Below are 24,978 nucleotides of genomic sequence, written 5' to 3' on the forward strand. Positions count from 1 at the left end.
TCTAAAAGAAGTTTGTAATCAGTGTATATGTAAAAATGATTATTCGTCCCTCAGCAGGGATGTCGGATTTTTGGAGGTAGCTTTCAATACTACCCTGCCGGTAACAGCCGCCAGTACTGAAAATATAACAATGAAAGGTGTTATATAAAACCAGATACCCAGGCTTATCCGGGATTCATAATTCTTCAGCCATCCTCTCATAGTAACAAAGCCAATGATTTCTGCAATAACCACGCCCACCACAATTGCCCTTACCAGGTCTTTCAGGATGAGCCACGACAACTGCTTACCGTTGGCGCCAAACACCTTATGAACCGCAAATTCCTTCAAACGCTTCCGGATACTGTTAGACAATACAGACAATAATCCCAATGATGCCAGTGTGATGGCTACAATAGTAAGACTGCCAAAAATGAGCTGAAAATGTTTCTCGGTTGCATATTGCTGGTTGTAGAGGTCCTTTAGCAGCATATCGCCGTAAGGATGCTCAGGGAAAAGGCTTTCATACTTCTGCCTGATCAGCGGTACCACAGACCTTGGGTCTTTCCCACTAACACGAACAGAGAAATACTTGTGGGGAGAATAAGGGTGCATTTTAAAAACTACTGGCGATACTTTCATTTTGGCAGACTCCTGATGATAGTTTTTTAATACGCCTGCAATGCGCAGATTCTTGTTGCGATATCCCACCAGGAAATTACCGATGGCATTCTCCGGTTTGGCAAAACCGAAGAGCTTCACCGCTTCTTCGTTCAGCAAAACAGCATCATCTTCCACTACGCCATTTTCGGTCCGGACGCTATCGCCGGCTACAGGAGCTATCGCTGTGCCGCCAATAGAGGTGCGGTTAACAATATTCTGCCCGGCTATAATCTTTAACTTGTAAACATCTACAAATTTATCATCGATATATGCAAATTTCACCAGCCTGATATCGTTTTTTCGCTGTTGTAATGCCAACTCAAATTCAGAAAAATATCCTTCCCCCGGGTAGTTGGATAGCGTGACACCGTTAACGCCCGCATAGCCCGCCACCTCCTTCATAAAAGATTGCCCCCGCTGGATCACTGCATCGTCCGTACTCTGACGGGTAGGATTTGTTACTAGCAGAATATGGTCCAACTCAATCCCAGGTTCTTTATTCATGAGGTATCTCAATTGCAGAAAGACAGTAGCCGCCCCCAGCAACAGGAAGGTACAAACAGCAAACTGGACCACCAGGAACACCTGTTTCATACTGACTTTAGAAGTAGATCGGCTGATTTTCTTCTTGAATATTTCTATCGGTTTTATAGCAGAAAACAGCAACGCCGGATAAAGGCTACAAATCAGCATGCCTCCCACCAGGAACAGCAACAGGGTAAACCAAAGCTGCGAGGAAAATACATTCCAGAAAGTAAGGTTCAGGTTAAAGGCCGCATTCAGCCTGGATAACAACAACAACGCCACGATAACCGCAAGAACGCAAGACGCCACATTAAACAATGCAGCCTCCAACATAAACTGTGTAACAAGATCCGTACGGGAAGCGCCGAATATTTTCCTCAAACCAAGCTCACGGCCTTTCTCCATTGACTTAGTCAATGAAAGATTAATATAATTAACCCATGCTGTAATGAGAATAAACAGCCCCAAAACGATCAGGAAATAAAGGCTTCTCAGGTCCCCGCCTCCTTCCCATTTCAGATGGGAAGACCTGAGATGAATATCTTTCATTGGCTGAAGAGAAAAAGTTGCTCTTACATCCGGGCCAAAACGTTTTTTCAGGTAGCTGTTGATCTTATCTTCCACTACTTTTCCGTCCGCACCATCATGAAGCACCAGGTAACTGGTAAAACTATAATCGTTATACCAATCATTCATAGAATTCTGTATACGTGCAGGATCAGACACTACAAAATCAAAGTAGATGGAAGAATACGCTGGTAACGGCTGTGCCACGCCGGTCACCATATACATTTTTCCACCATAAGAAAAAGCCTTACCTATTGGATCAGCGTCGCCAAATAACCGATTGGCCATCTTTTCTGTAACAACGGCGCTGAATGGGTTTTTCAGCACTTCAGCAGGATTCCCTTTTTTCAGCCCGAAAGAGAAGACGTTAAAAAAAGAGGTATCAGCAATAGTAACATTGTCAATATAAAATTTCCGGTCCTTATAGATCGCTACATCCCCGCCAATGGGTGCCGTTCTGACGAAATTCCTTATCTCGGGTATCTCCTGCTCCACTGCAGGTGCCATCGGTACCGGTGTTCTGCTGAACTGCATCAGCAGAACCCGATTCCCTTCATCATACAGGTTACAGATCATTCTGTAAGTGTTTGCATGGTTCTTATGAAACCGGTCGTAGCTGAATTCAAATGAAACGTACAAGCCGATAATCAAAAAGATGGTCAGTCCAATGGAAAGCCCCAGGAGATTAATCAGGTAGTTTGCTTTGTTTTTGCTGAAAAATCTCAATATCGTTTTGATATAGCTGATAATCATCTCGTTAGGATTTTGGATAGTACATGAGTTAACGTGAAATCACTATAATATACATCAAATTCTTTGTCACTCGAATAATTTCTCCATATCTGAGTTCTCAAGATCTACCGTATCAAAACGCCTTTCTTTGCCAGGAGCTACAGCCGTTTCCACGGCTATTATGCTTGCTGTTAACAGCGGAATATTTGCTGCAATTTTATAGATCGTTTGATGTAACAGTATATCGGCCAGGGAAATCTGCACACCGGTGCTGTTGAGTTTTGCAACCATCTTCACCGCCTTGATGGAATCTCCGCCCAGCGAAAAGAAATTATCATGTATTCCGGGGGTATCAATGGCCAACACTTCTTCCCATACTTTTACCAGCAGGGCCTCTTCAGAAGTAGTAGCAGCTGTAATCTCCTGCCCGGCAGTAAGCAGTTCTGTCGCTTTTTCCCGTAACGCGGAGATATCAATCTTACCGGTATGGGTCAATTGAAAATGATCTACAGCAATGAGCCACCGCGGCATCATATATGCCGGCAAAACACTGTAAAGCGCTTTGCGGACAGCAGCTTCACTTTCTTCTTTCATAGCAGGCCGATAAAATGCCGCTATTCCCCCGTTGTGCCCGTCTTTTTCCAGGAACAATGCGAACGCTTCTGCAACAGCAGGTAGCCCCTCTATAGTGGCGGCTATTTCATCCAGCTCAATTCTCACACCGTTCATTTTAACCTGGTTGTCTTTCCTTCCAAGAAACGAGATATTTCCATGATCATCCATGACCCCGATATCGCCCGTGCGGTACACTTGCATTCCCACTTCTTCAAGCCAGACAAATTTTTGCGCGGTCAGTTCGGGATTATTCAGATAGCCGTTTGCCAGGCCGCGCCCTCCTATTACGATCTCTCCTGCTCTCCCAACCGGCTGGATATGCATCCCGCTGTCTACAATCCATACCGCCACGTTATCAATCGGACGGCCAATGGGAATGTATTCGCTACAGGGATCTACCAGATGATAGGTAGCACAGACAGTTGTTTCAGAAGGACCGTAGGTATTGTAAGTCCGGATGTCGGATGCAAGACAGGAAACCTGGTCAGGACGTAATTTATCTCCTCCGCTGATAAGTATCCGAAGCGGCAGCAATGCTGCAGACTTGTTCAATTCTTCCACGATGGCAGGCACCGTAGATAAAACGGTGATGCTTTCGGCCAGCAACAGCTGTTCCAGCGCCGCAATGTTACTTCCGCCATCGCGGTAGCAAACAATGGTAGCGCCCTTGACCAGTGCCGGGAAAATTTCTTCGACGATCACATCAAAAGACACGGACGACTGGCAAACGATACGATCGTTGCTGTTGATGCCGAAGTACTCCACAAATGCCTGTACATAGTTACTGAGTGCTTCCCGTCCGATGACTACACCTTTAGGCCTTCCTGTAGAACCAGACGTGTAGATAATATAAGCCGGAGATACCCGCGGCGGCAGCTCCAGCAAAGGTTGGCTGTAGTTGCCGGATAACAACTGCTCAGTAGTCATACAAACTGCTGGTATTTTCTGAAGATATGTTTGCTGTATATCATCCGTAATCACAATTTGTGCCCGGCTGTCTTCCAGCATCCAACTAATCCTTTCCCGCGGCAAAGCGGGATCTATCAGGATATAGGCGGCGCCGCACTTGAGTATTGCCAGCACCGCGAGGATCAACTCTGCGCTGCGCGGAAGGAGAATAGCAACAAGGCTACCGTGTCGCACCTCCTCCCGGACAACCAGGTAGGCCGCCATATTGTCTGTATAAGCCGCCAGTTCTCTGTAGGTCACTATACGGCTACCATCTTTAATGGCTATCGCTTCGGGATAATGCACTGTGCTCCGGTAAATACGCTCAACCAGGTCCGTTATATTGTTTCTCACCGGGCCGCATGTAAGTAGCTTCATATCAGCCAGACCACCAGGGCCGGCAAACAGTGAAAAAAGCGCCACAGGCCGAAGCGGCTCAAGCACCAGCTGGTGTAGCAGATAGTCGTAATATGCCGCCAGTTCTTTTATAGCAGCTTCTGTAAAAACACCTTTATTATAGCGTATATCAATAGTTATTCCCTGGCTGCCGGCAAACACTTCCATGTAAAGATCGCACAAAGAAGTATAATACGGCAAAGCAGCCCTGCTCACTGTCCAGCTCTCCACCGGTGGCGATTCGCACCAGTCGCCATCAAACCGCTGCATCACAAAGGCCGTGTTAAAAAGGCGTTCCCTTGCTGCCGGCACATGGTCAAGTCCATTCAGGACAAATTCAAAAGGATAAAGCTCGTATTGCAAAGCGTTAGCCACTATATCTTTCACCACTTTACAGATGGACGGGAAATTCATATCCGGTGAAAACCGGGAACGCAGGCAGATAGTGTTGGACAATAGCCCCGTGACCATTTCAGCCCCCGGGATACTTCGCTCTGCAACGCTGGAAGTTACCAGCAGCTCTTCCTGCCCTGTATATTTGAAAAGCAATACTTTAAAAGCAGCCAACAGCGTAACATACAAACTCTGGTGATATACGCCGGAGAATTTTACCGCAGCAGCAGTACTGTCTGCTGAAAGCTTTACGGAATAACTTCCCCCGCCGGCCGGTTGTTGCAGCCTGGCGCTTTGATAAAACGGAAAATTTATCGGTATAGCATCTTTTAGTGTAGCCGCCCAGAACTGTCTGGCCTCCTCCATATATGAAATATGCGGAACAGTTTGCCGATAAGCATAATAATCTTTCGCCTGTGGCAATACCTGGTTTACCGTGCTCACATCCGGACCATACTTGTACAATGCAGCCAGCTGCCGGAGCAAAAGCGACATCGACCAGCCATCACCGATAAGATGATGCAGGACCATCAGGAATAAATAATCGTTCTCTCCTGTTTTCCAGAGAAAGAAGCCTGCAAGCGGTCCTTCAGAAAGACAAAAATCGCGGTTCAATGCCACAATAAGCATCTCCTGAACCGAATCGTCATTAGTAAGCTCACGGTACGTAAACGGCACCTGCATTTTCTCTCTGACCTGTTGCATGGCCTGCCCGTTTATTTGTGAAAAAACGGTACGCAAGCATTCGTTGCGTTGCATCATCACATCACAGGCAGTTTGCATGGAGACCACATTCATCTCCCCTGCAATATGATAAGCTACGGCAATGTTAAGTGGATTCTGTTGTGGCTTTAGCTCATGCATGGTCCAGAAACGTTGCTGCCCGGGAGACAGTGGGTACCATTCCTGTTGTGGCGCCGCAATTATCGGACTGTTGTCGGTATGTGAAAGACCCGAAATATAACTGCTTAGCCGGCGGAGATCCGGGTGACTGATGATATGGCTTAGCTGCAGCCGAATGCTGCATTGGCGGTTGACATGTGCAATAAAACGGGTTAATTCCATGCTGTCAATACCATGCGTAAATAGATTATCATCCGGCGCCGGCACTGTCTTAAAAGATTGCCGGGCCAGTTCCAATAACTGGTCCACGGAGCCGTTAGCCTGCGACCGGCTTCCTGCTTCACGCATTTCTCCAGCAAGATAATCCTGTACGAGCCGGAAATGCTGCACCTTGCCGCTGGTGGTTTTAGGGATCTTCCGTACGGGGAGAATAGCAGTAATAATAACCGGCATGACCGCTGCAATACGCTCCCTGACTGCTGATGCCAGCTCTATGAAGCTGTCTGCGTTTCCTTTGTACAAAATAAACAACAACACCTGTTCTTCCAGTGGATTAACCTGTATATAGCCTGCTGCCACTACGCCACCTTTGCTAACCCCCGGTACCTCTCCAGCAATGTTTTCTATATCATGGGGATAATAATTTTGTCCTTTTTGTTTGATGATATTTTTTGACCGGCCTGTCACTATCAACTTTCCCTCATGCACCAGCCCGAGGTCGCCCGTCCTTAACCAGCCATCCGGAGTAAAAGTACTGCCGGTAATATCTGGTACCTGATAATACCCTCCCGTAACATTTAGTCCACAGATCTGTATATGCCCTATTGTATCTTCCGATAAAATAATGTCCTGGTCGTTGCAGATACGAAGCTTACAATCAGGTATCACACTGCCTACCTCTACGAACCCCACGCTGCCCGGCATCGCTTCTTCACGGTACACCACATTATCGCCTACATTCAGCCTGTTCCTGTCGAAAAAATGAACCTTCAGCGGAGTTTCCGGCGCCGGTATTGAAACCGCTACAGAGGCTTCAGCTAATCCATATACCGGCATCATGGCTGTTTTCTTCAGGCCATATACCTGCATAGCGTCGCAAAACTCACGACAGAGCCGGTAATCAATAGGCTCTGCTCCATTATAAATAACCCGGACCGCAGACAGATCCCAGGTATATTGTTTTGCCGGATCAAATGCTGCCAGCAGGTACTGGTAACCAAAATTGGGAGAATACAGGATACTGGCTCCATACTCGCTGGCCTTTTCCATCCATATTAACGGACGACGTATATACACCGGCGTAGGTATAATTACCTGGGATATCCCCGCCATTATGCCCACCAGGTGTACGCCGATAAGCCCCATATCATGGGTAAGCGGCATCCAACTCAACAGGCTGTCGGCAGTACTGATATGTGACGAGAGGATGATATCCTTTACATTGCTCAGCAGGTTCCGATGGGTTAGCATTACCCCTTTGGGCGCCCCGGTAGATCCGGACGAAAATTGCAGGTAAGCGATATCATCCCTTTGTATACCAGGTTCGGGTTGCGCCATAGCCCCATCCATTGTCATCTCCGCAGGATACAGGCAACGGCCGGCCATTTCTTCCCATATTTCCAGGTATGCGGTATTAACGCAAAAAGTCCTTAATCTTTCCGCGTCTTCAACACTCATCATTAACAGGGGATCTTTTAGTGTTTTCCATACCTGTACAATTTTCAGCTTGTGCATATCAGCTGTTCCCATAGCAAGAGGAACCGGGATGATTCCTCCTGCTATGCAGGCCCAGAATCCCGTCAGGAACTGTTGCGGATCATCAGCAATCAAAATGATCTCCTGTCCTTTCCGTACGCCACGTTGCCGTAGCGCATACAATAATGTCAATGCCTGTTGATACAGGGTCACATAAGAAACAAATTTGTCGCCCGCGCCGCTGCGTACCAACACGATACCCCGAGAGGTGTCAGCAGATAAATTTTCGAGTAATGCCAACAGATTATTCATGCACACCTATCTTTAACCGCTAACAACTTTTACAAATACATATGATGATATTGAGGATCGGTCATAGCAACCAATATCCTACGTTCTCCTTCATATGCTGCCCGGCCATGCGCCATCAGCATATTATCTACCAACAACACGTCACCTTTCTGCCAGAGAAAAGACACCTTTAATTGTTCAAAACACGACCGGATTTCATCGATTACCGCTTCTTCTATCTCTTCGCCATCTCCATAATAAGAAAGGAAACTGAAATCCTCCTTGTCCATCACCGTGAGTATTTCCTCCACAAACTGCGGATCCAAGCTAAGGATATTATAAAAAAAAGCATGGTTAAACCAGGATTCATCGCCCGTTTGTGGATGAATGCGTATGGCTGGCGCATAGTATTTCAGCTGAAGCCGGTTATCATCTTTCCAGTTAAACACAATATCTTTCTGTTTGCAGTACGCCTCCACCACACTCCGGTCTGTAGTCTGAAATACCACATCCCAGTTTAGTCCCATCATACCACCCAGGTTTCTAACGTACAGTACCCCTTTTTCCCTGAACTTCTTTTTTGTGCTTTTGCTGAGCATCGCCAACATCCGGCGGCTGTCAGCAATCGGTGTTTCTCCGCCACGGGCACTGGGTATATCACAATAGAAATACAGTTTAAGTGGCCATGACCTTGAGTAAGAATTTTCATTATGCATGTTGATCACCTGATCTGCCGGATGATCTGTAGACGTGTAAATTTTCTTTTCCACTTCATGTCTTGGGGACGAGCGCTCTTTGTAATCGATCATCTCACCTCCAAAAGCAGCAACAAATTTGTTGAAATCTTGTACCTGGTGTAATGGGAAATCCCTGAAAAGAATAGCACCAAAGCGATGGAGATCTTTCTGCACCATCGCCTTATGATCCTCCGCCCAACGGAAAGGATCAATACCTGTTTCCAGGGGTTTTATCACCAGCGGGTAATCCAATCCATGCAGATCGTAGCGCTCTACCCTGGCTGCATATTCTTGAAACATGAAGGATGTTTGCATAATTGTATTCCTTAATTAGTTTGAATAATATCCTGCAGGTTAATGACCTGTTGCGGGAAGTACGACAGCGGCATCGGCAGGCCATTCACTTCCGGATACAGCCAGTGCGCCAGCTACCGCCGCTTTTATGACCCGCGTCATAAAACCATAGTTGACGGTTTCCTGTTTATCGGCTGATGAATGATAATGACGATTCCTGCTGCCGGCTCCGTCTCCGATAAAGATGGCGGGAATGCCAGCAAACCAGAACGCAGCATGATCGCTGTCTGCCAGGCTGCCGGCCTGCAAACCATCCCCGGGCAACGACAATGACATCACTTTGAGTTCAGGAACGAATGCGCGTGCAGCACGGGTATACACATCTGATAGTGGTACAGATTTTTCGTTGGCGGCAATCAGTACAAAATTGCCACGGAACTGATCTTCCGACAATAATTTGTATTGTTGGGGAAATAACTGCTGATATATTTCCGGTACCTGCTGACTTTTCGGCTCTTCAGAACTATACCCAATCATATCAAAATTGACTACGCCGTCTATCTTTTCCGGGTATTGTTTTCCTTTTCCAAAAACAAATAGCTGACTGCCCAGCAACCCTTCTTCTTCCAGGTCGAAGGCGGCAAAGAGAATATTTTTCTCTGTTTGTATTGCCGATAATATCCGGGCCATTTCCATCAGGGCTGCGATACCGGAAGCATTGTCATCTGCACCGGGAGAATCAGAAATGCTGTCATAATGCGCGCAGAACACGATCGTGCCGGCATTTGCGTGACGGCTTTTTTTCAGGGCCAACACATTTCTGATATGAAAACTGGTAGTTGTGTCTGGCGTTACCGGGGCAGCCCCTCCCTTCAGCAGGCTCACTTCCTGCCGGGTTAGGATAGTATCCTGGAAAGAAGATTCCAGGCCATTCCTGGTGAAATGTTGTATGAGCAGCGATCTAACGGTTCCCAGGTGCCGCATCCCTTTTTGACTACGGTTACGCACACCACATATTTGCCGGTGAAAATAACGGATGCTATCCTGGCTGATAGTAGCAACCAGCCTCACTATACCGGTTGAATCGGGTAACCCGGGGGGAGTTTTTACCGTTTTCACCTTACCGGCGACAAATAATACTGCCAGTGTCCTGGTGGAAGGAAGAAGAAACATCACCAGCAAACCGACGGTAAGAATGTATGTCTTCATGTACTTAATTTTTCTTCTTGTCCATCAGGTCATCATATTCTGCATCACTGAGCGGTATCAGGTATCCCTCTCCCTCCATAGTAGTCAGATCAATGTCTGCCACACATTTCACCTTGTTATAATTGAGGGTTATTCCGCCTTCTACATGCGCTTTTCCCTTGCTATTGCTGAAGTCGGCCATGGAAAAATCGCACCGGTTGCTTTTAAGCTTAATACCCAACTCTGTTCCTGTTTCTTTGAAAAGTATATGGACATATCCTAAATCTATTCTTTCTTTCAGCGCGCCGGCAGACTTGTCGGGCCGGTTTACCTGTACCGGGTGTTTACCCGTAGATAATTTTTCTACTAATTCTTTCATGATAATATTAATTCTGGTTAAAAAATCTGATAACTAAAATCCGATGTTTAATTACCGACATCCATTTGTTCAAGTGTTGCCTGTATCCGCGGAAGGGAAAAGGGAACGTCTGCAGACCAGGTCCAGTAGCGCTCATAGTACTGGTTATCAGCAGCACTGTAAGCATAGGCGGTAATTGCGCGCTCCCATTCCATGGATACCTGGGAGCGATAGCAACGGATAGCGTTCAGTTTCACTTCAAAGTCGATCGCGGCGACCGTTGACTTCATTCCCAGTGAATGCAGTACATCGTGTAAAACTGCATACCGCAGATGTTGGTAGCTCATATAAGGCATGTCTTCATAAAAACCGATCTTATATCCAAGTGACAGCAATTCGATACCAATATTTCGTGTTGCCAGATGATCTGTATGTCCCAACCCCAATGGAAAAAAGCACCACACATCCGGGTCCGCGAAAGCCATTATTTTTTGCTTTAGCTGTGCAATCATCTCCGCATCAGGCTGCAGGCCTTTACGGACGGCCGCATCCGCATAGTCGAGGTAGCTGCAGCTATAAGGAATGATTTGTTGTGCCGCAGCTTCTTCTTTTTTTCTTAGGGAGGTCACGAGGTGTGCATCAGGCTGCAACCCTGCGTTGGCTGATATACTACCCGATACCCAGCTACTGAAGGAAAAAACGTACAATATTTCTATGCAGATGTGCTGTTCCAGCCATTGCGACAGTAAACCGCCCATGCTCAATACCGCGTCATCTATGTGCGGAGAAATAACCTGGTATTTCATGCTATGCTATTGTTTATCAGACGGGTAATAATCTCAACGCCCGCGCCAGCCTCTTCACGGCGTCGGAACTCGCGGCTCATACTATCCAGTTGCTCCCTGATATCTTCATTCATCAATATGTCCGTCATCAGATGGGCTATTTCCGGCGCTTTCAGCATATCAATCCGGCCGCTGGCACCAAGCCGATGAAAGATGATCCGTTCACTGTTCAGCACTTGTTCTGCGGTAATGGGGAATATGACCATAGGCACCCGGAACGAAATACATTCCTTAATGGCTCCCAATCCGCCGTGAATCAGCGCCAATGCACTATGCTCCAGCAGTTCAGGCATAGGTAACCAATTAAGTATGGTCACATTATCAGTAACGCCGGCAGCGCACTGCGCAGGATCAGCTTCCCGGCCAATACCGAGGAAAAGGTGCCATTCTTCCGCTTCCGGCAACTTCATTACCTCCAGCATTCTGGCAATGAATAGCTCGTTCATCTGGCGATACATGCTCACTTGGGAACCAAAAGAAGCCAGTATGATTTTTTTTCCGGCGGGTACTCGTAGCCGCTGCCGCGAAAGTGTTACCTGCCGTACAGATGGCTCTATGTGGAATACATTACCGGGAAATTCCATCCCCGGAAAGTCGAGTATCTCCGGGCAGGTGATCAACTCAGGTATCTGCTGTAACGGCGCTGCCAACTCCTGCAGGGAGTTCGCCTCCACTCCTGTCGATAACAACCCGGTGATCATCTCGTCCAGTACTCCCGGAGAAGACGCGGCTATCTTCATAACCGTTTCCAGGCAGTTATTGAATGGCGACTTAAACGGTTCGCGCAAAAAACTGGTAATCATTATCTGCGGCAGCCGGTATTTGTAATGTAGCAACAGTGCCTCCACCGGTAGGAAAAAACTTATAATGAGCAAATCAGGGCATCTTCTTTGGATGATTTCATCCAGTTCCCCCTGCAACAAGGGAAGCAGATGCAGGCAGGCAATGCTATCATTCACCTCGCCGCCATAACTGGTTGAAAATCGCCATCCATAAGGATATATTTCCCGGAACACCACTTCGCTTTCAAAACCGTATTCGTCCAGGTAAGCCTTGTTATCTTCTATGGTAAGATAAATAACCTCATATCCATGATCCTCGAGGCGTTGTGCCAGTCCTATGGTCGGAAATATATGCCCTTCGTCAAGATCCGGCAAAAACAGGATGGTCGCAGCCATTATTTCAGTACAATTTTTTCTTTCCAGTATTTCTCTGTACTACAGCGTTTGGCGGGTTCTTCGCCATCCATTGGCAGATATATCAGTACTTTCTGTTTGGCCGACCGCATAAATGAGTACAGGCGGCGGCTCTGTTCTTCCTCTCCGAAATGGTGGTGCAGGCTCTTTTTCAGATCGTCCGTTTCACCAATGAACCTGCAATTGGCAGGTCTGCCATTCACCCTTGCACAGATGGCATACACTGCAGGTATGGCAGGTATGTCAGATAAATTTTCCTTTCCGGCGATAAGGCTTCCGGCAGAAGCCATTACCATGGACCTGATATCCTCGCTGATATACATAGGGAAAAAAGAATGTAGTTCCGTATCCATCTGGTCAGACTATTACGTTGTGTGGTTAATTTTTTCCTTTCTCCTCACTACTGAATGTAATCCTGTATTGCAGGTTCGATAATTTCCGTTCTTCATTCAACCGGAAGCTAAAGTCATTGTACCGGCCTATTTCAGACCATACCGCACTTTCTTTCCCCACAACAGGCGTTACAAAGAAAATAGCCGCGCTCCGCCTGGTAAGCAGGTTCTCGTATGGCAGTTCCCATTCGTTAACCAGCCCCTGGTTTTTCAGCGTATCCAGATGTTCTTTTACTTCGATAATGTCAGCAACATGCATAAAATATTGGTTTTAATAGTTTGTGAGTGATGGTTGATGAACGGGAACAGGAGCATAAATGGAGTGCAGGATGGCCTTCTGGGCATGCAGCCTGTTTTCCGCTTCGTCGTAGATCACTGAGCGTGGACCGTCTACCACTTCAGCGAGCGTTTGCTCTCCCCGTATAACAGGCAAACAATCCATGTAAATGGCGTCTTTGTTTGCCCTCTCAAAATGTTTATTACTGATACGCCAGTCGTCCTGCACACGCCTGCGGGCAGCCAGATCATCTTCCACGCTCATATTAATAGCTTTCCAGCTTTTAACATAAATAACGTCGGCGCCTTCAGTTGCCTCCATAAGGTCATTGGTGAAGCTGATGGAAGCCTTTGATTCGGCTGCCATTTTCTGTGTAAAACGGATGTATTCCTCATCCAGGTCAAAACCTTCCGGATAAGCAAATACCATATTCATACCCAGCAGGCTTCCTGCAACCATCATGGAATGCGGTACCCCGAGAGATTTCTGTCTTTCCGTATATCCCCAGCTAAATACCAGTTTTTTCTTTTTAAACCCAGGCCCGAACTTCTCCCTCATGGTCAGCAGGTCGGCAATTACCTGGCAGGGATGGTCTTTATCATCCAATGCGTTGAGTACCGGGATGGACGCATTATCGGCCAGTGTTTGCAAAGCGCTTCTCCCCTCGCCGTAGTTTTTCATATTATACATCCGTACAATAATGCCATCCAGGAAACGGCTCATTACCTGGCCGGTATCTGTCAGGCTTTCGTGGTTAACCAATTGCAGCTGATCCGCATTCAGGTATTCCGCATGACCACCCATTTGGCGAACAGCAACCTGAAAAGACAAGCGGGTCCTTGTAGAGGCAATGCTGAAAAGCAATCCGAAAGTTTTACCTGAGAGTGCATCAGAAACATCTATGTCGCCGGCCTTTATTTTAGCTGCAAGAGCAATCAGGTTATCCAGGTCGGATGCTGTGAGATGTCTGAGGTCAATAAAATCTTGTCCCTTTAAGCTCATATAAAAGGTTTTATTTGATTAAACATGTACGCCTTCACCTATTGACAATGCTCTTTTATAATAATAGTCTGCAATAGCTACATCAAAGACAGCCATTCCCATCGGGTTGAAGAAGATAGGCTTTCCGCTCTTCAGCAGCGTCCAGTCACTGACAATAGAGGCGAGTGGTAGGGTATCGCTTTCGGAAAGCTCTTTCTCCCGGTACATTCGCTCTATATCCGTATTCTCCCGGCACACTTCTGTCCAATCGTCCACTACAATGTTTTCCGAAAAATGCCGGCACATTACCGGTTGATAATCGCGCAGGGATACATTCAGATGCAGCGATCCCGGCTTAGGTGGCAGGTTTATATAGGCTTCAGCGGATACCGTACAGGTAATAAAAATATCCGCATCAGTATATGCCTCCTCCCAACGGTTTACCGCGCGAAGTTTCCCGTCATGTTCAGGTCTTCTGTCGCTTGCAACATCATACACTACGCAATCGGCCAGTTTATCGCCCAGTAGATGACGGGCCATATCATAGTGATATCTGCCAATTGGTCCCCATCCTGTGATTCCCAGCTTAAATCTCTTTTTATTACTCGCGTTGAGATAACCGCGAAGCATTAATCCACTAACCGCAGCCACCCTCAATGTGCTTAGCAATGACGCATTGGCCACCATCACTGGCCGGCCTGTTGCCGCTTCATTCAGGATCATGATGCTGTGCGCACGGGGTAGGTCTTTCTCTACATTTCCCGGGAAACTGGCGATCCACTTAATGCCTGCCACATCGATATCGCCGCCTACATAAGCAGGCATTGCGATGATCCTGTTACGTGGCTCACCATAACGCAGATAGGGCTTTACCGGCTGTGCATATTGCCTGCTATGCAAACAGGTACAGGCATAACCAACAACATCAATTAGTGCATCCCAGTCAATCCCAATTGATTCTATATGTGATTCATTCAGAAAAAGCATAAGTATTGTTTTCTTATCAGACAACAGCAGTTTCCCTGACAACGGCCGACGTCGCCCCCCAGTTGCGTTCACACCACTCTTTATTATATATTGTATTGATATACTTCTCTCCTTTGTCCGGAAAGATAGCCATCACATTAACTTCTCTATCTGGAACATTCTGCCGGAAAAATTCGTTGACGGCATACATAATAGCACCAGATGATCCTCCTGTCAGCAAGTGATAATCACGGAGCATCCGGTAACACATATCCACTGCATCTGTTTCCCTAACCAGTACTTTATCATCTATAATCGCCTGCTTCAGTATTTCCGGGCGCATACTGGACCCCATACCAGGTATATAACGTTTACAGGGCGAATTAGTAAAGATCATGGAGCCAACACTGTCTACCGCTATCACTTGTACACCAGGATAATATTTTTTCATGCGCTGGGATAATCCGGCAATTGTCCCTCCGGAACTGACACCGATAAAGATGTAATCCAGTGATCCAAATTCCGAGCAGATCTCCCCTCCGATAGTCTCATAATATGCCTGGGCATTAAGTGGGTTCTGATACTGGTTTATCCAGTAAATGTTGGACGTACTATTCACAATTTCATTTACCTTACTGATCCTGGCAGCCAGGAAGTTGCCAAATTTATCCGGTGTTTCGACCTTCACAATATTTGCATTGAAGGAACGAAGCAAAAACTCATTCACAGGAGCTATATTGGGATCTACAACACAAGTAAACCGTAGCCCGAACATATCTGTATATGCAGCCAATGCTACGCCGAAATTTCCCGACGAAGATTCGATGATCATCGTTTCCTGGTCAATGACGCCATTAGACAAACATTCACTGAGCACATAATGTGCTGCCCGGTCCTTGATGCTTCCCGTAGGATTATAACATTCCAGTTTAGCATACAGCTGTACATTAGGCTGACCATTGAGGGGTAGCTTAACGACAGGCGTATTTCCAACATGCCTGAGCACATTTTGTTGTATCATACAAAAAAGGATTAAAGTAAGAGAGAGCTGCAAGCCATTAAAAGAAAATGGCCTTAAATAGGAACAACTATATGACTTGAGATGTCAATTGAAACATTACGTTGGAGAACTTGTATTTCGATAACGAGCCTGGAGCGGCCATTTTTCCGTATCATCAATCCTTCTATACCTGCAAAGGGACCATCTTCCACCCTTACCGCCATCCCGGAAATATAAATAGGATCGCCTGTTACCTCCGGTTGAGAATCGATTACTCTTCTCAGGGCCTCTATCAACTCCGAAGATACTGTAGCAGGTTTTCCTTCAAAAGAGATATATCGGACCACCTCTCTTATCTTCAATATGCCATATCTGTCCCCCGGTACCGAGTGTACGAAAATGTAGTTGGGAAACATAGGGACTTCCAGTTTCTTTCTTCTGTCTTTCCACACTCGCACCTCTTTTTGCAGGGGCAGAAACGATTCCACTCCCATATTGTTCAAGATGCTGTGTACTTTTTTTTCTGTTCGGGGAAGTGTATAAGCAACGAACCAGCGCTTATTTTTTTCGGGTGAGTGCATATGTGAGTGCATATGGAAGTGGACTAGGTTAAACTTATATTAGGGCACTATATCTCAGCCAAGCTGGCAGCTATTCTGTTAGCATACTGATATTAAATGTGGAATTTTCGTTGTTCTTACTAACGTTGAGAATTATACCGATCAAAACGGATGGAATTTTAGACTATATATTTATTTATGGCATTTATGGCTATTCAAAGAATAACGGCGTACGCATTCAACTCAACCGATCCGCTGCAATCAATTAGGAAAACAAACAACAGCATTACATAAACAGCTGCAATATTTGTTTTAAATGTGTGACACTGGCTCGCCAGTTCAAGCGCTGCACAGACTCTTGTAATGACATATTAAATAAGTTCCGGTAATTATCTGAGGGATTTTCCTGTAAACGGGATATACAGGTGCAGGCATCCTCTACAAAATCTTCAAGATTAAATAAATAGCCGTTTACACCATCTTTCACAATGGTTGTCAGGCCTTCTATTCTCGTTCCTATCACAGGAATACCATACGCATTCGCTTCACATAATACTATTCCAAAGGGTTCTGAGAAGGCTGGATGCAGTAAAAAATGTGTGCTCTTTAATATTTCGTGAAATAATGAAAGCTGCTCCGGAACTGCCTTGTCAACAATCCCGATAGTTCTTACAAATGGAGCGTTGACGATATCAGGAATATCTGGATTAGCCCCTACTATGGTCAATATGGAAGGAATACCTCTGTCGTTCAGTGCCGCAACCAAACCAAATGCAAGCGTCAGGCCTTTTCGTTTCCAGTCCTTACCAATAAAAGTAAAATGAATATTCGGTGAATCCAAACGGGTATTCAGTGCCAAACGAAGCAGATCTTCAGACGGAGGCTCATAAATATTTGCGCCAAATGGCACTACCCTGATTTTGCTTTCGGGTATCTGGTAACGGCTAATGCAGGCTTCCGCCACATAGTCAGATGAGAATACCAGCAAAGCTGCTTTGTCCAGTGAGGCTTTATCCCACAGATAAAGATTATAATAATTCTTCTTAAAATCTTCAAACCGAAAATCATCATAATATCCGTGCAGAAATGTACCCCATATACTATCATGCCATAGTACCAGTGGTATGGAATGGTTATAAAATGGAACTACTGAGTTGCCACCTTGACAAATTACATAGTCGTAATTTTTTACCTCCGACCGAAGGAAAGTCACCAGGCGATTGCTTATAGGTCTCAACGCCGATTCCAGCCCATCATTGTAAACTTTCCTATATAGCTCCGGTTCTTCAAAAGCATTGTAATGCACAATCTCGAATTGATTTGCCATCTCACGTGCCATAAAAAATGGAGTACCTGAAAATGCATTAATATCCGTCGGATTTTGATGGTTAACCAATAGTATTCTCATAGAAAAGAATTAACATTCCTGGGCATTAACATAGGTACTTACTTTATTTACCTGACAGCATTTACCTGACAGCCCTAGTTAAAAACAAATGGCACAGAAAAATGCTCCTCTATCAGTGATAAAGACGCATCATAATTTTATCGGTCATAGGAAATAAAAATACACTAGCCTCAATTGCTCATGGCTAAATACGGCTTCGCCGAAGTAAGCTACAGTTACAAGTCAAACAATAATTATTATACGGAAACTAAACAATGCGAATAAGTCATCTAAAAGGCATCAAATAAGGCTGTTGATTTGGAGTTTTTAATTGGTTAAAAACAAACTCAGAATAAAAATAACTATTTTTTTTAAAAATCAAAAAAAATTATCGCGCTTGAGAAATTCAATCCTGATACTGAAATTACTACATTTGACTGCTACATTTTGAGTTTATAAAGCCAATCTTCCAGTGTGAGGATTAGCAAGATAGTGTGTCACTACTTCATTACTTCTGATTGCAAGAAATACACCTTACCCCTTCTTTATGAAAAGGAAGTCCGTGCTTCATCCTATCATGAAAGGTAACAAGTGAAATGTGCAGTACCGCAGCGATTTCTTTACGTGAAAGCAGCAGCTCTGAGACTGTAATATCTTCTAAAATCGGGTTACGGACTGTCCCAATATATTCCGCCAATTTATGAGGCATTTCTATCCTCTGCTGCCACATTTCTGCACCGTGCACTCACCCTCCCTTTATCGCAGAGATCCCGTAGAAGTCAATTGAAGAATGAAACCCTTGCTCCCAAAAAGGATAAACATCAGGAGATAAATTTTTCACCTTTCTAAATAGGAACTCTTTAAACTTTTCTAAACTGCATGGCAAGCTTCTGTTTGTCTCACTTTTATTCTTCTCAACAAACTCTTCATAGAAGCCAACAAAATTTGCTTTAAAGCGGTGAGATGGTATATTAGGTGTTCCGGCGCTATTTACTGTAATAGTGCTTTGATCTTCAATATTGCTAACTGTTCCTTGTTGAAGTTCTTTTCTATCTGATCCTTCGCCTTGGCGCAGGTAAATATTCCAGAGGCTTTGCGCCGCCCGGGGCCCTTGCCCCACTCAAAGTAATACCATGGCCCGTGAGGGTTTGGTTGAAATCGTAATATTCATAACTGTTCGCCAATGTGTTCGCCGTTTGTTCGCCGCAAACGGTGTGAAAAGGTGAAAAAAAGGGTTAATATGCGACAGTTGCGAAAATAGAAAAAGCCCGTAAACACTACAAATGTAAGCATTTACGGGCTTTAGTCTGTGCCCAGAACAGGAATCGAACCTGCACTCCGTTGCCGAAACAAGATTTTGAGTCTAGCGCGTCTACCAATTCCGCCATCTGGGCAATCTTTTACAAGACCTTTCCGCGTCAAGCGGGATGCAAATGTAGAAAATCTTTTTTTAATCCGCAAAATATATTTTTAAAAATATGCGCGTATAACCTTCCCGGTTACAACGACATTAAAAATTACAGTAAATTCAAAGATGGAAAAAAGGATTTTAATAGGGCTCATCCGGGAAGAAAAACAACCGCACGATAACCGCGTGGCATTCACACCCCGGCAATGCCAGTGGATCATGGAACACTTTCCGCAGGTACAGGTACTCGTTCAACCCTCTCCCCACCGCTGTTTCCGGGATGAGGAATACCGCAAGGCTGGCATCCCCCTGCAGGAAGACCTCAGCAGCTGCCAGCTATTACTGGGTATTAAAGAAGTGCCGCCGGAATTTCTGATCCCGGGCAAGACCTACCTTTTTTTCAGTCATACCAAGAAAAAACAACCGCATAACCAACATATGCTGCAGGTGATCCTGGAGAAAAACATCACGCTGATCGACTACGAATGCCTGGTACACCCCGATGGTCAGCGTATCCTCGGCTTCGGTTTCTTCGCGGGCGTGGTAGGCGCACATAACGGATTGCAGGCTCTGGGCCGTAAAACCGGCGCATTTGCGTTTAAACCGGTACATACCTGCCACGATTTCCAGGAACTGATCACGCATTATTTCGGCGTGAAACTACCGCCGATGAAGATCGTGCTGACCGGCTCCGGCCGCGTAGCTGCCGGCGTACTGGAAATCATGGGACTGCTCGGTATCAAATACATACCACCGGAGGAATACCTGGTCAATCAATATGCTTACCCGGTATATACCCAACTGAAAGCAGGTGAACTCTATCTGCGCAGAAACGATAAAACCTATAGCCGGGCCGACTTCCACGCGCACCCTGAAAACTACGAATGCCGCTTCCTCCCCTATGTGACCGTCAGCGATATACTCATGAACGGCATCTATTGGGACCACAACATCCCGCAGTTATTCCAGGCGGCCGATCTGAAAAAGGACAACTTCCGCATCAAAGTGATCGCAGATATTACGGATGATACGCACGGTTCTGTGCCCTGCAACCTGGGCGATAGTACCATAGAAGATCCCGTATATGGCGTGATAAAGGAAACGATGCAGCAAACGGCGCCCTATCTGCCGGACACCGTGGATATGATGTGCGTCAGCAATCTGCCCAACGAACTACCCCGGGATGCCTCCCAGTACTTCGGCGACCAGATCATGAAATATGTTTTTGAGGAATTACTGAATGGTCACAGCAGCATGATTGAAAATGCGACCATCGCGGCCAACGGCATGCTAACGCACCATTTTGCCTACCTGGAGGATTATGTGCACCCGCTATAATTTCAGGTAATAAGGACGCAGTAAAGCTTCAAAGTCGGGGGTGTAATGATGATGCTCATCATAAATGCTCAAGTCGGAGACTACCGTCTCTCCTGCTGTTTTACTGAAGATGCCCACCGTGCGGAAATATCCGTGTTTAACACTTTGTTTTACCTGTAGTGCTTTCCGGAGATGATAACCTTTTGCTTCCGCCATCTCCCGGAACACTTCGAACTGCACATAGGGCAGCAATACGGAACACTCCCCTCCCGGCGCCAACTGCTGGTCTATGGCGGCCAACAACTCATCGTAAGCCAGGTTGGTAGCATGCATGGCCTGATCTTTCTGCGCATGCCCGCTCTTTAATGCCGCTTCATAAAAAGGTGGATTGGTAACGATAAAATCAAACGGCACGCCACCTGTCATTTTTCGTACGTCCTGCTCCGTTAGTTGTAACCGCTCCGCCCATGGCGATGCCTGGAAATTAGCCGCCGCCTGTTTCGCCGCTGCGGGGTCCAGCTCTACTGCAGTAACGGGCACGGCTATCTGCTGTGCTATCATCAGGCTCAGCAAACCGGTACCGGCGCCGATATCCAGTATAGCCGACACCGTTATAGCGCCGGAAGCCAGGTACTGCGCCGTAAAAGCGCCTTGTATACAGGCGTCTGTACACACTTTCATGGCGCAGTGCTCCTGGTCTATATTAAATTGTTTGAATCGGAAATACGTATTCCCCATATGGTTATCACTCCATCACAATTGATAAATTCGGCATCCGCAGGTTACGATGTATAGACACTGGCTTCGCCTGTCTTACTTCTATAGCCTGCTCTTTTCCGCCACCGCCCAGCTGTTGCGACAACGGCTGTATGTACATTTCCTGTGGCACCTGCCGGTGAATACCCCAGGACGATGTTTTGGCGAAACGGCTGTAATACTTCACCACCAACTGGTTTTTGCCGGCTTTTAAGGGCAGCAGCAATACTTCCTGCTGTGTACCACCACGCTCGGGATTATTATATACCGCCTGCTCTTCACCGTTCAAATATACGGCAATCCCATCACCACTGCTAAAGCCTACGAGATAGTCCCCGGCAGCCGGAGCAGTGATCTCCTGCAATACGTACCAGCCCAGGTTACGGTCGCCCGGCATGGTCTGTATGACATCGTTTTTCCAGTCGGTCCGCAGCTCCCATGGTTTACCGGAACGGGCGGATAAAGGTTTGGTAAGATCTATATGGTGAAGATCGCCGTGGGTACCGTTTATGCCGGAACGGTAAGGACCGGAATAATACATCGGTCCCCATTGCAGCGAGGCGGCATTATTGTTCAATGCCTTTACGGTACCACTGTTCAATACTACTTCCTGTGCTGCGCCGTTGATGGTCAGCTGCACGGTTTTGCCTTTCTCGGCGGCACTGTATACAACGCTCATTTTCACCGGCCGCGCCCCGGTAAAAGCCCAACGGTCTCCAACCTGGCTGCGGTAGTAACTATCGTAATCCACACCGGAAAAGCTATACAGCGGAACGGCGTTATGCCGGTTCAATGCTACCGGGTTTTTCAGCTGATGCAACGGGGTAATATGCACCCCGCCTTTACAGCTCAGTGCCAATACCTGCACGGACTGGGCTGGTAGTTGAAAACCAGCAGGCAATTGTATCACAGTTGCGCCATCGCGACGGCTAACTTTACAGGACAGTTTTTTATTGCCTTCCAGCAAGGTCACCTGCGATACGGCGCTGGTCAGCCCCGGCAGTACGATCGCTCCGTTGGCGGGTGTCTGCAACAGGTGCAGATACAACTTGCCGGGCTTGGTGGTTACCTCGCCCCAGGTGAAAGTGGTATCAAATGGATTGGCCTGTGCGCCGTAAATGGCTTCGCCGTTCTGTTGTAACCACTGACCGTTACGCAGCAGTACGTCCTTTTCAAAATCCACGACGGAACCGTCACCACGCGGACCGATATTCAATAAATAGTTACCGCCACGGCTCACCACTTTAATTAAGCCCAATAATTTCTCATGTGCTTTCTCTGCAGCCGGACCATGCTGCTGCCAGGAACGGTAACCCCAGGTTTCATCATATACGGATGCCGGCGTTTGCCAGGCAGATGCAATTTTATAATCAGGATACTGGTTATCTCCCATCACACAAAAATCGCCTGCATCGTTACCCAAACGGCCACTCACCATACAACCGGGCTGCAGCCGGTGGACAATCTCCGCCAGCTCCTGGCTTTGTGTGGCGGTCAATGATCCCATGTCAAACCAGATCTCTGAAACCGGACCGTAGTTGGTCATCAGCTCGGTCACCTGTTTCTTATTAAACTGATGATGTTCGGGGGTAATAGGATCACTGTTGCTGCTGGAAATAGGATAAGCCTGCGGATAATGCCAGTCTATCAACGAAAAATACAACCCAAACTTCAACCCCTGACGCTGACAAGCCTCCGCCAGTTCCTTCAGCACGTCGCGTTTAAACGGCGTAGCATCTACCACATTATAATCGGTATAGGCGGAATGAAACATACAAAAACCATCATGGTGCTTGGAGGTCATCACCACCGATTTCATCCCTGCTGCTTTAGCCAGTAATACGATGGAATCCGCATTCCAGTGCTCCGGGTTAAAACGTTTGGCTACATCGCCGTATACATCGCTGTAAATACCGGCATGCGACTGAATCTGTTCACTATATCCACGGGTGACCGGCTTGCCTTCCCATACGCCGCCCAGCGTAGAATAAATAGCACCCCAGTGGATAAACATGGAATACTTCTGGTTCTTCCAGCTGTGCTGCAAAACAGTGTCCTGCGCATAACCGGCAACGGTCAGGGATAATGCCCACAAAAAAACAATGACTTTCTTCATATGACTAACGTGTACTTTCGTTAACTATCTGCGCTAAAGCTAAATCGTTTAACTTCAGTAAAGGGATAGCATCTTATCTTTTTATAGTGGTAAATAAACGGAATCGCCTTCCACAGCACTATCGTGCCATGGAAGCCACTACCTGCTGTTATCTCCGCTGCTAAAATGCCGCTCTGGCTGTAGGCACAGCATCCAGCGAGGCAAAGGCGCCGGCCTGGTATTTATAATACGCTGCAATAGCGATCATACCGGCATTATCGGTACAGTATTCAAATTTGGGAATAAAGGTGCGCCAGCCGTATTGTTCACCGTACTCCTGCAAAGCCTTACGCAAACCGCTGTTGGCGCTTACCCCGCCGGCAATGGCCACATCGCGGACACCGGTTTCTTTGGTGGCTTTTACTACTTTGTTGAGCAGGATGCTGATAATACGTTGTTGAATGGAGGCGCAGATATCCGGCAGGTTGTTTTGGATAAACGCCGGGTCCTGCTGCTGGTTTTCCTGCAGGAAATAGAGAATGGCCGTTTTCAGACCGCTGAAACTGAAATTCAGCTCCGGGATACGCGGCTCAGGGAATTTGAACCGGCCAGGATCGCCCGTTTGGGCGTATTTGTCGATCAGCGGGCCGCCGGGATAAGGTAGCCCCAGTAACTTGGCGCTTTTATCAAATGCTTCCCCGGCGGCATCATCCAGCGTCTCCCCGATCACCCGCATGCTCAGCGGGCTTTCACAAAGCACAATCTGGGTATGGCCTCCGGAAACAGTCAGACAGAGAAAAGGAAAATCAGGTTTGGGATCGTCAATAAAATTGGCCAATACGTGCGCCTGCATATGATGCACCCCTATCAACGGCTTATTGAGAGCCATAGCCATGGACTTGGCGAAACAGCTCCCCACCAGCAACGACCCGATCAATCCGGGCGATTGGGTAAAGGCAATAGCACTCAGCTCTTCCGGCTTCACGCCGGCTGTCCGCAAGGCAATATCCACTACCGGCACAATGTTTTCCTGGTGCGCCCGGGAGGCCAGCTCAGGAATCACCCCACCGTATTGTTCATGTACTTTCTGATTGGCTATATGGTTGGACAGCACCTTACCGTCTACCAGCACGGCTGCACCGGTATCGTCACAGGAAGATTCTATCGCTAGTATTTTTATTGACATAAGCGGCAAAAATAAATAAAAAAGGCGGGAATACTCCCGCCTCTTCGTATGTACTTACTATCCATTATTTCATCTCCTGCATGCATTCTATGCGCACTGTCCGCCCTCCCATACAAGCGGTGGCCCGGTCTTTCAGCTCCATAAAATCAAACTTCACCACCTGGCCGGCTTTCAGGGTAAAACCCGGGATGGCAAACTCCACCGGTAACAAAGTGCTGCCATCTTTCATTTCAATCACCAGCCCACAACCGTCTATACCGCTCAAATCCTTTACCACACCGGTATACCGGCAACTACTGGCCGGAGGGGATGTCTTGCATGCTGCAAATATAAACAGAACCACGCATAGGGACACTGTTTTCATACCAGATTATTTGAGGGATGATCA

General features: G+C 46.7%; 20 protein-coding genes and 1 tRNA gene. 1 reads left to right on the plus strand and 20 read right to left on the minus strand.

Annotation, left to right across the window (positions count from 1 at the left end; genetic code table 11):
- Positions 1-39 precede the first annotated feature (39 nt).
- From ICL07_RS02760 to ICL07_RS02835, 16 genes are all read right to left on the minus strand, one after another.
- Complete coding sequence (locus ICL07_RS02760; RefSeq protein ID WP_188086416.1) at positions 40-2,487, minus strand: ABC transporter permease; 2,448 nt, start codon at positions 2,485-2,487, stop codon at positions 40-42.
- 66 nt (positions 2,488-2,553) lie between these two features.
- Positions 2,554-7,668, minus strand: coding sequence for a non-ribosomal peptide synthetase (locus ICL07_RS02765; protein WP_188086417.1), 5,115 nt, complete (start codon positions 7,666-7,668; stop codon positions 2,554-2,556).
- Positions 7,669-7,697: 29 nt separating this feature from the next.
- Positions 7,698-8,684 (minus strand): TauD/TfdA family dioxygenase, encoded by a 987-nt coding sequence (locus ICL07_RS02770; RefSeq protein ID WP_188086418.1) that lies wholly within the window; start codon positions 8,682-8,684, stop codon positions 7,698-7,700.
- Between the two features lie 54 nt (positions 8,685-8,738).
- A complete protein-coding gene (locus ICL07_RS02775) occupies positions 8,739-9,887 on the minus strand; it encodes a M28 family metallopeptidase (RefSeq protein WP_188086419.1) in 1,149 nt (382 codons plus the stop codon).
- Positions 9,888-9,891: 4 nt separating this feature from the next.
- Positions 9,892-10,245, minus strand: a complete 354-nt coding sequence (locus ICL07_RS02780) for an MbtH domain protein (RefSeq protein ID WP_188086420.1) — start codon at positions 10,243-10,245, stop codon at positions 9,892-9,894.
- Positions 10,246-10,292: 47 nt separating this feature from the next.
- A complete protein-coding gene (locus tag ICL07_RS02785; RefSeq protein WP_188086421.1) occupies positions 10,293-11,030 on the minus strand; it encodes a PIG-L deacetylase family protein in 738 nt (245 codons plus the stop codon).
- Complete coding sequence (locus ICL07_RS02790) at positions 11,027-12,247, minus strand: glycosyltransferase (RefSeq protein WP_188086422.1); 1,221 nt, start codon at positions 12,245-12,247, stop codon at positions 11,027-11,029. Before ICL07_RS02790 ends, ICL07_RS02785 begins: the two co-directional genes overlap by 4 nt.
- A complete protein-coding gene (locus ICL07_RS02795) occupies positions 12,247-12,618 on the minus strand; it encodes a hypothetical protein (RefSeq protein ID WP_188086423.1) in 372 nt (123 codons plus the stop codon). Before ICL07_RS02795 ends, ICL07_RS02790 begins: the two co-directional genes overlap by 1 nt.
- Before the next feature lie 25 nt (positions 12,619-12,643).
- On the minus strand, positions 12,644-12,916 hold the full coding sequence (locus ICL07_RS02800) for a hypothetical protein (RefSeq protein ID WP_188086424.1): 273 nt from the start codon (positions 12,914-12,916) through the stop codon (positions 12,644-12,646).
- Positions 12,917-12,928: 12 nt separating this feature from the next.
- Entirely contained in the window at positions 12,929-13,936 is a 1,008-nt protein-coding gene (locus ICL07_RS02805) for an ornithine carbamoyltransferase (RefSeq protein ID WP_188086425.1), read from the minus strand.
- 18 nt (positions 13,937-13,954) lie between these two features.
- Positions 13,955-14,902, minus strand: coding sequence for a 2,3-diaminopropionate biosynthesis protein SbnB (locus ICL07_RS02810; protein ID WP_188086426.1), 948 nt, complete (start codon positions 14,900-14,902; stop codon positions 13,955-13,957).
- Positions 14,903-14,918: 16 nt separating this feature from the next.
- On the minus strand, positions 14,919-15,902 hold the full coding sequence (sbnA, locus tag ICL07_RS02815) for a 2,3-diaminopropionate biosynthesis protein SbnA (protein WP_223151732.1): 984 nt from the start codon (positions 15,900-15,902) through the stop codon (positions 14,919-14,921).
- A 53-nt stretch (positions 15,903-15,955) separates the two neighbouring features.
- Positions 15,956-16,474, minus strand: a complete 519-nt coding sequence (locus ICL07_RS02820; protein WP_188086427.1) for a UpxY family transcription antiterminator — start codon at positions 16,472-16,474, stop codon at positions 15,956-15,958.
- 253 nt (positions 16,475-16,727) lie between these two features.
- Positions 16,728-17,849 carry a glycosyltransferase family 4 protein gene (locus tag ICL07_RS02825; protein ID WP_188086428.1) on the minus strand — a complete coding sequence of 374 codons (1,122 nt, stop codon included), beginning with the start codon at positions 17,847-17,849 and terminating at the stop codon, positions 16,728-16,730.
- Positions 17,850-18,573: 724 nt separating this feature from the next.
- Positions 18,574-18,948, minus strand: a complete 375-nt coding sequence (locus ICL07_RS02830) for a hypothetical protein (RefSeq protein ID WP_188086429.1) — start codon at positions 18,946-18,948, stop codon at positions 18,574-18,576.
- Between the two features lie 190 nt (positions 18,949-19,138).
- Positions 19,139-19,222 (minus strand) — tRNA-Leu (locus tag ICL07_RS02835).
- A 140-nt stretch (positions 19,223-19,362) separates the two neighbouring features.
- Between ICL07_RS02835 and ICL07_RS02840 the strand changes: the two genes are divergently transcribed.
- Positions 19,363-20,574 carry an NAD(P)-dependent oxidoreductase gene (locus ICL07_RS02840; protein WP_188086430.1) on the plus strand — a complete coding sequence of 404 codons (1,212 nt, stop codon included), beginning with the start codon at positions 19,363-19,365 and terminating at the stop codon, positions 20,572-20,574.
- Here the strand turns inward: ICL07_RS02840 and ICL07_RS02845 are convergent.
- The 4 genes from ICL07_RS02845 to ICL07_RS02860 all read right to left on the minus strand — a co-directional run bounded on the left by ICL07_RS02845 (position 20,569) and on the right by ICL07_RS02860 (position 24,954).
- On the minus strand, positions 20,569-21,291 hold the full coding sequence (locus ICL07_RS02845; protein WP_188086431.1) for a tRNA1(Val) (adenine(37)-N6)-methyltransferase: 723 nt from the start codon (positions 21,289-21,291) through the stop codon (positions 20,569-20,571). The two genes, ICL07_RS02840 and ICL07_RS02845, sit on opposite strands and share 6 nt — an antisense overlap.
- 7 nt (positions 21,292-21,298) lie before the next feature.
- Positions 21,299-23,425: an alpha-L-fucosidase gene (locus ICL07_RS02850; RefSeq protein ID WP_188086432.1), complete on the minus strand. Its 2,127-nt coding sequence runs from the start codon at positions 23,423-23,425 to the stop codon at positions 21,299-21,301.
- Positions 23,426-23,585: 160 nt separating this feature from the next.
- Positions 23,586-24,590, minus strand: a complete 1,005-nt coding sequence (tsaD, locus tag ICL07_RS02855; protein ID WP_188086433.1) for a tRNA (adenosine(37)-N6)-threonylcarbamoyltransferase complex transferase subunit TsaD — start codon at positions 24,588-24,590, stop codon at positions 23,586-23,588.
- A gap of 64 nt (positions 24,591-24,654) precedes the next feature.
- Positions 24,655-24,954: a hypothetical protein gene (locus tag ICL07_RS02860; protein ID WP_188086434.1), complete on the minus strand. Its 300-nt coding sequence runs from the start codon at positions 24,952-24,954 to the stop codon at positions 24,655-24,657.
- Between the last annotated feature and the right edge of the window lie 24 nt (positions 24,955-24,978).

The sequence above is a fragment of the Chitinophaga qingshengii genome (genome assembly GCF_014529935.1).
GTDB lineage: Bacteria > Bacteroidota > Bacteroidia > Chitinophagales > Chitinophagaceae > Chitinophaga > Chitinophaga qingshengii.

Coding starts and splice junctions, on each gene's coding strand:
- ICL07_RS02775 (WP_188086419.1), bottom strand. CDS start 9,887: ATGAAGACATACATTCTTACCGTCGGTTTGCTGGTGATGTTTCTTCTT.
- ICL07_RS02810 (WP_188086426.1), bottom strand. CDS start 14,902: ATGCTTTTTCTGAATGAATCACATATAGAATCAATTGGGATTGACTGG.
- ICL07_RS02825 (WP_188086428.1), bottom strand. CDS start 17,849: ATGAGAATACTATTGGTTAACCATCAAAATCCGACGGATATTAATGCA.
- ICL07_RS02785 (WP_188086421.1), bottom strand. CDS start 11,030: ATGAAATACCAGGTTATTTCTCCGCACATAGATGACGCGGTATTGAGC.
- ICL07_RS02860 (WP_188086434.1), bottom strand. CDS start 24,954: ATGAAAACAGTGTCCCTATGCGTGGTTCTGTTTATATTTGCAGCATGC.
- ICL07_RS02850 (WP_188086432.1), bottom strand. CDS start 23,425: ATGAAGAAAGTCATTGTTTTTTTGTGGGCATTATCCCTGACCGTTGCC.
- ICL07_RS02800 (WP_188086424.1), bottom strand. CDS start 12,916: ATGCATGTTGCTGACATTATCGAAGTAAAAGAACATCTGGATACGCTG.
- ICL07_RS02805 (WP_188086425.1), bottom strand. CDS start 13,936: ATGAGCTTAAAGGGACAAGATTTTATTGACCTCAGACATCTCACAGCA.
- ICL07_RS02840 (WP_188086430.1), top strand. CDS start 19,363: ATGGAAAAAAGGATTTTAATAGGGCTCATCCGGGAAGAAAAACAACCG.
- ICL07_RS02790 (WP_188086422.1), bottom strand. CDS start 12,247: ATGGCTGCGACCATCCTGTTTTTGCCGGATCTTGACGAAGGGCATATA.
- ICL07_RS02820 (WP_188086427.1), bottom strand. CDS start 16,474: ATGCACTCACATATGCACTCACCCGAAAAAAATAAGCGCTGGTTCGTT.
- ICL07_RS02760 (WP_188086416.1), bottom strand. CDS start 2,487: ATGATTATCAGCTATATCAAAACGATATTGAGATTTTTCAGCAAAAAC.
- ICL07_RS02765 (WP_188086417.1), bottom strand. CDS start 7,668: ATGAATAATCTGTTGGCATTACTCGAAAATTTATCTGCTGACACCTCT.
- ICL07_RS02770 (WP_188086418.1), bottom strand. CDS start 8,684: ATGTTTCAAGAATATGCAGCCAGGGTAGAGCGCTACGATCTGCATGGA.
- ICL07_RS02845 (WP_188086431.1), bottom strand. CDS start 21,291: ATGGGGAATACGTATTTCCGATTCAAACAATTTAATATAGACCAGGAG.
- sbnA (WP_223151732.1), bottom strand. CDS start 15,902: ATGATACAACAAAATGTGCTCAGGCATGTTGGAAATACGCCTGTCGTT.
- ICL07_RS02795 (WP_188086423.1), bottom strand. CDS start 12,618: ATGGATACGGAACTACATTCTTTTTTCCCTATGTATATCAGCGAGGAT.
- tsaD (WP_188086433.1), bottom strand. CDS start 24,590: ATGTCAATAAAAATACTAGCGATAGAATCTTCCTGTGACGATACCGGT.
- ICL07_RS02780 (WP_188086420.1), bottom strand. CDS start 10,245: ATGAAAGAATTAGTAGAAAAATTATCTACGGGTAAACACCCGGTACAG.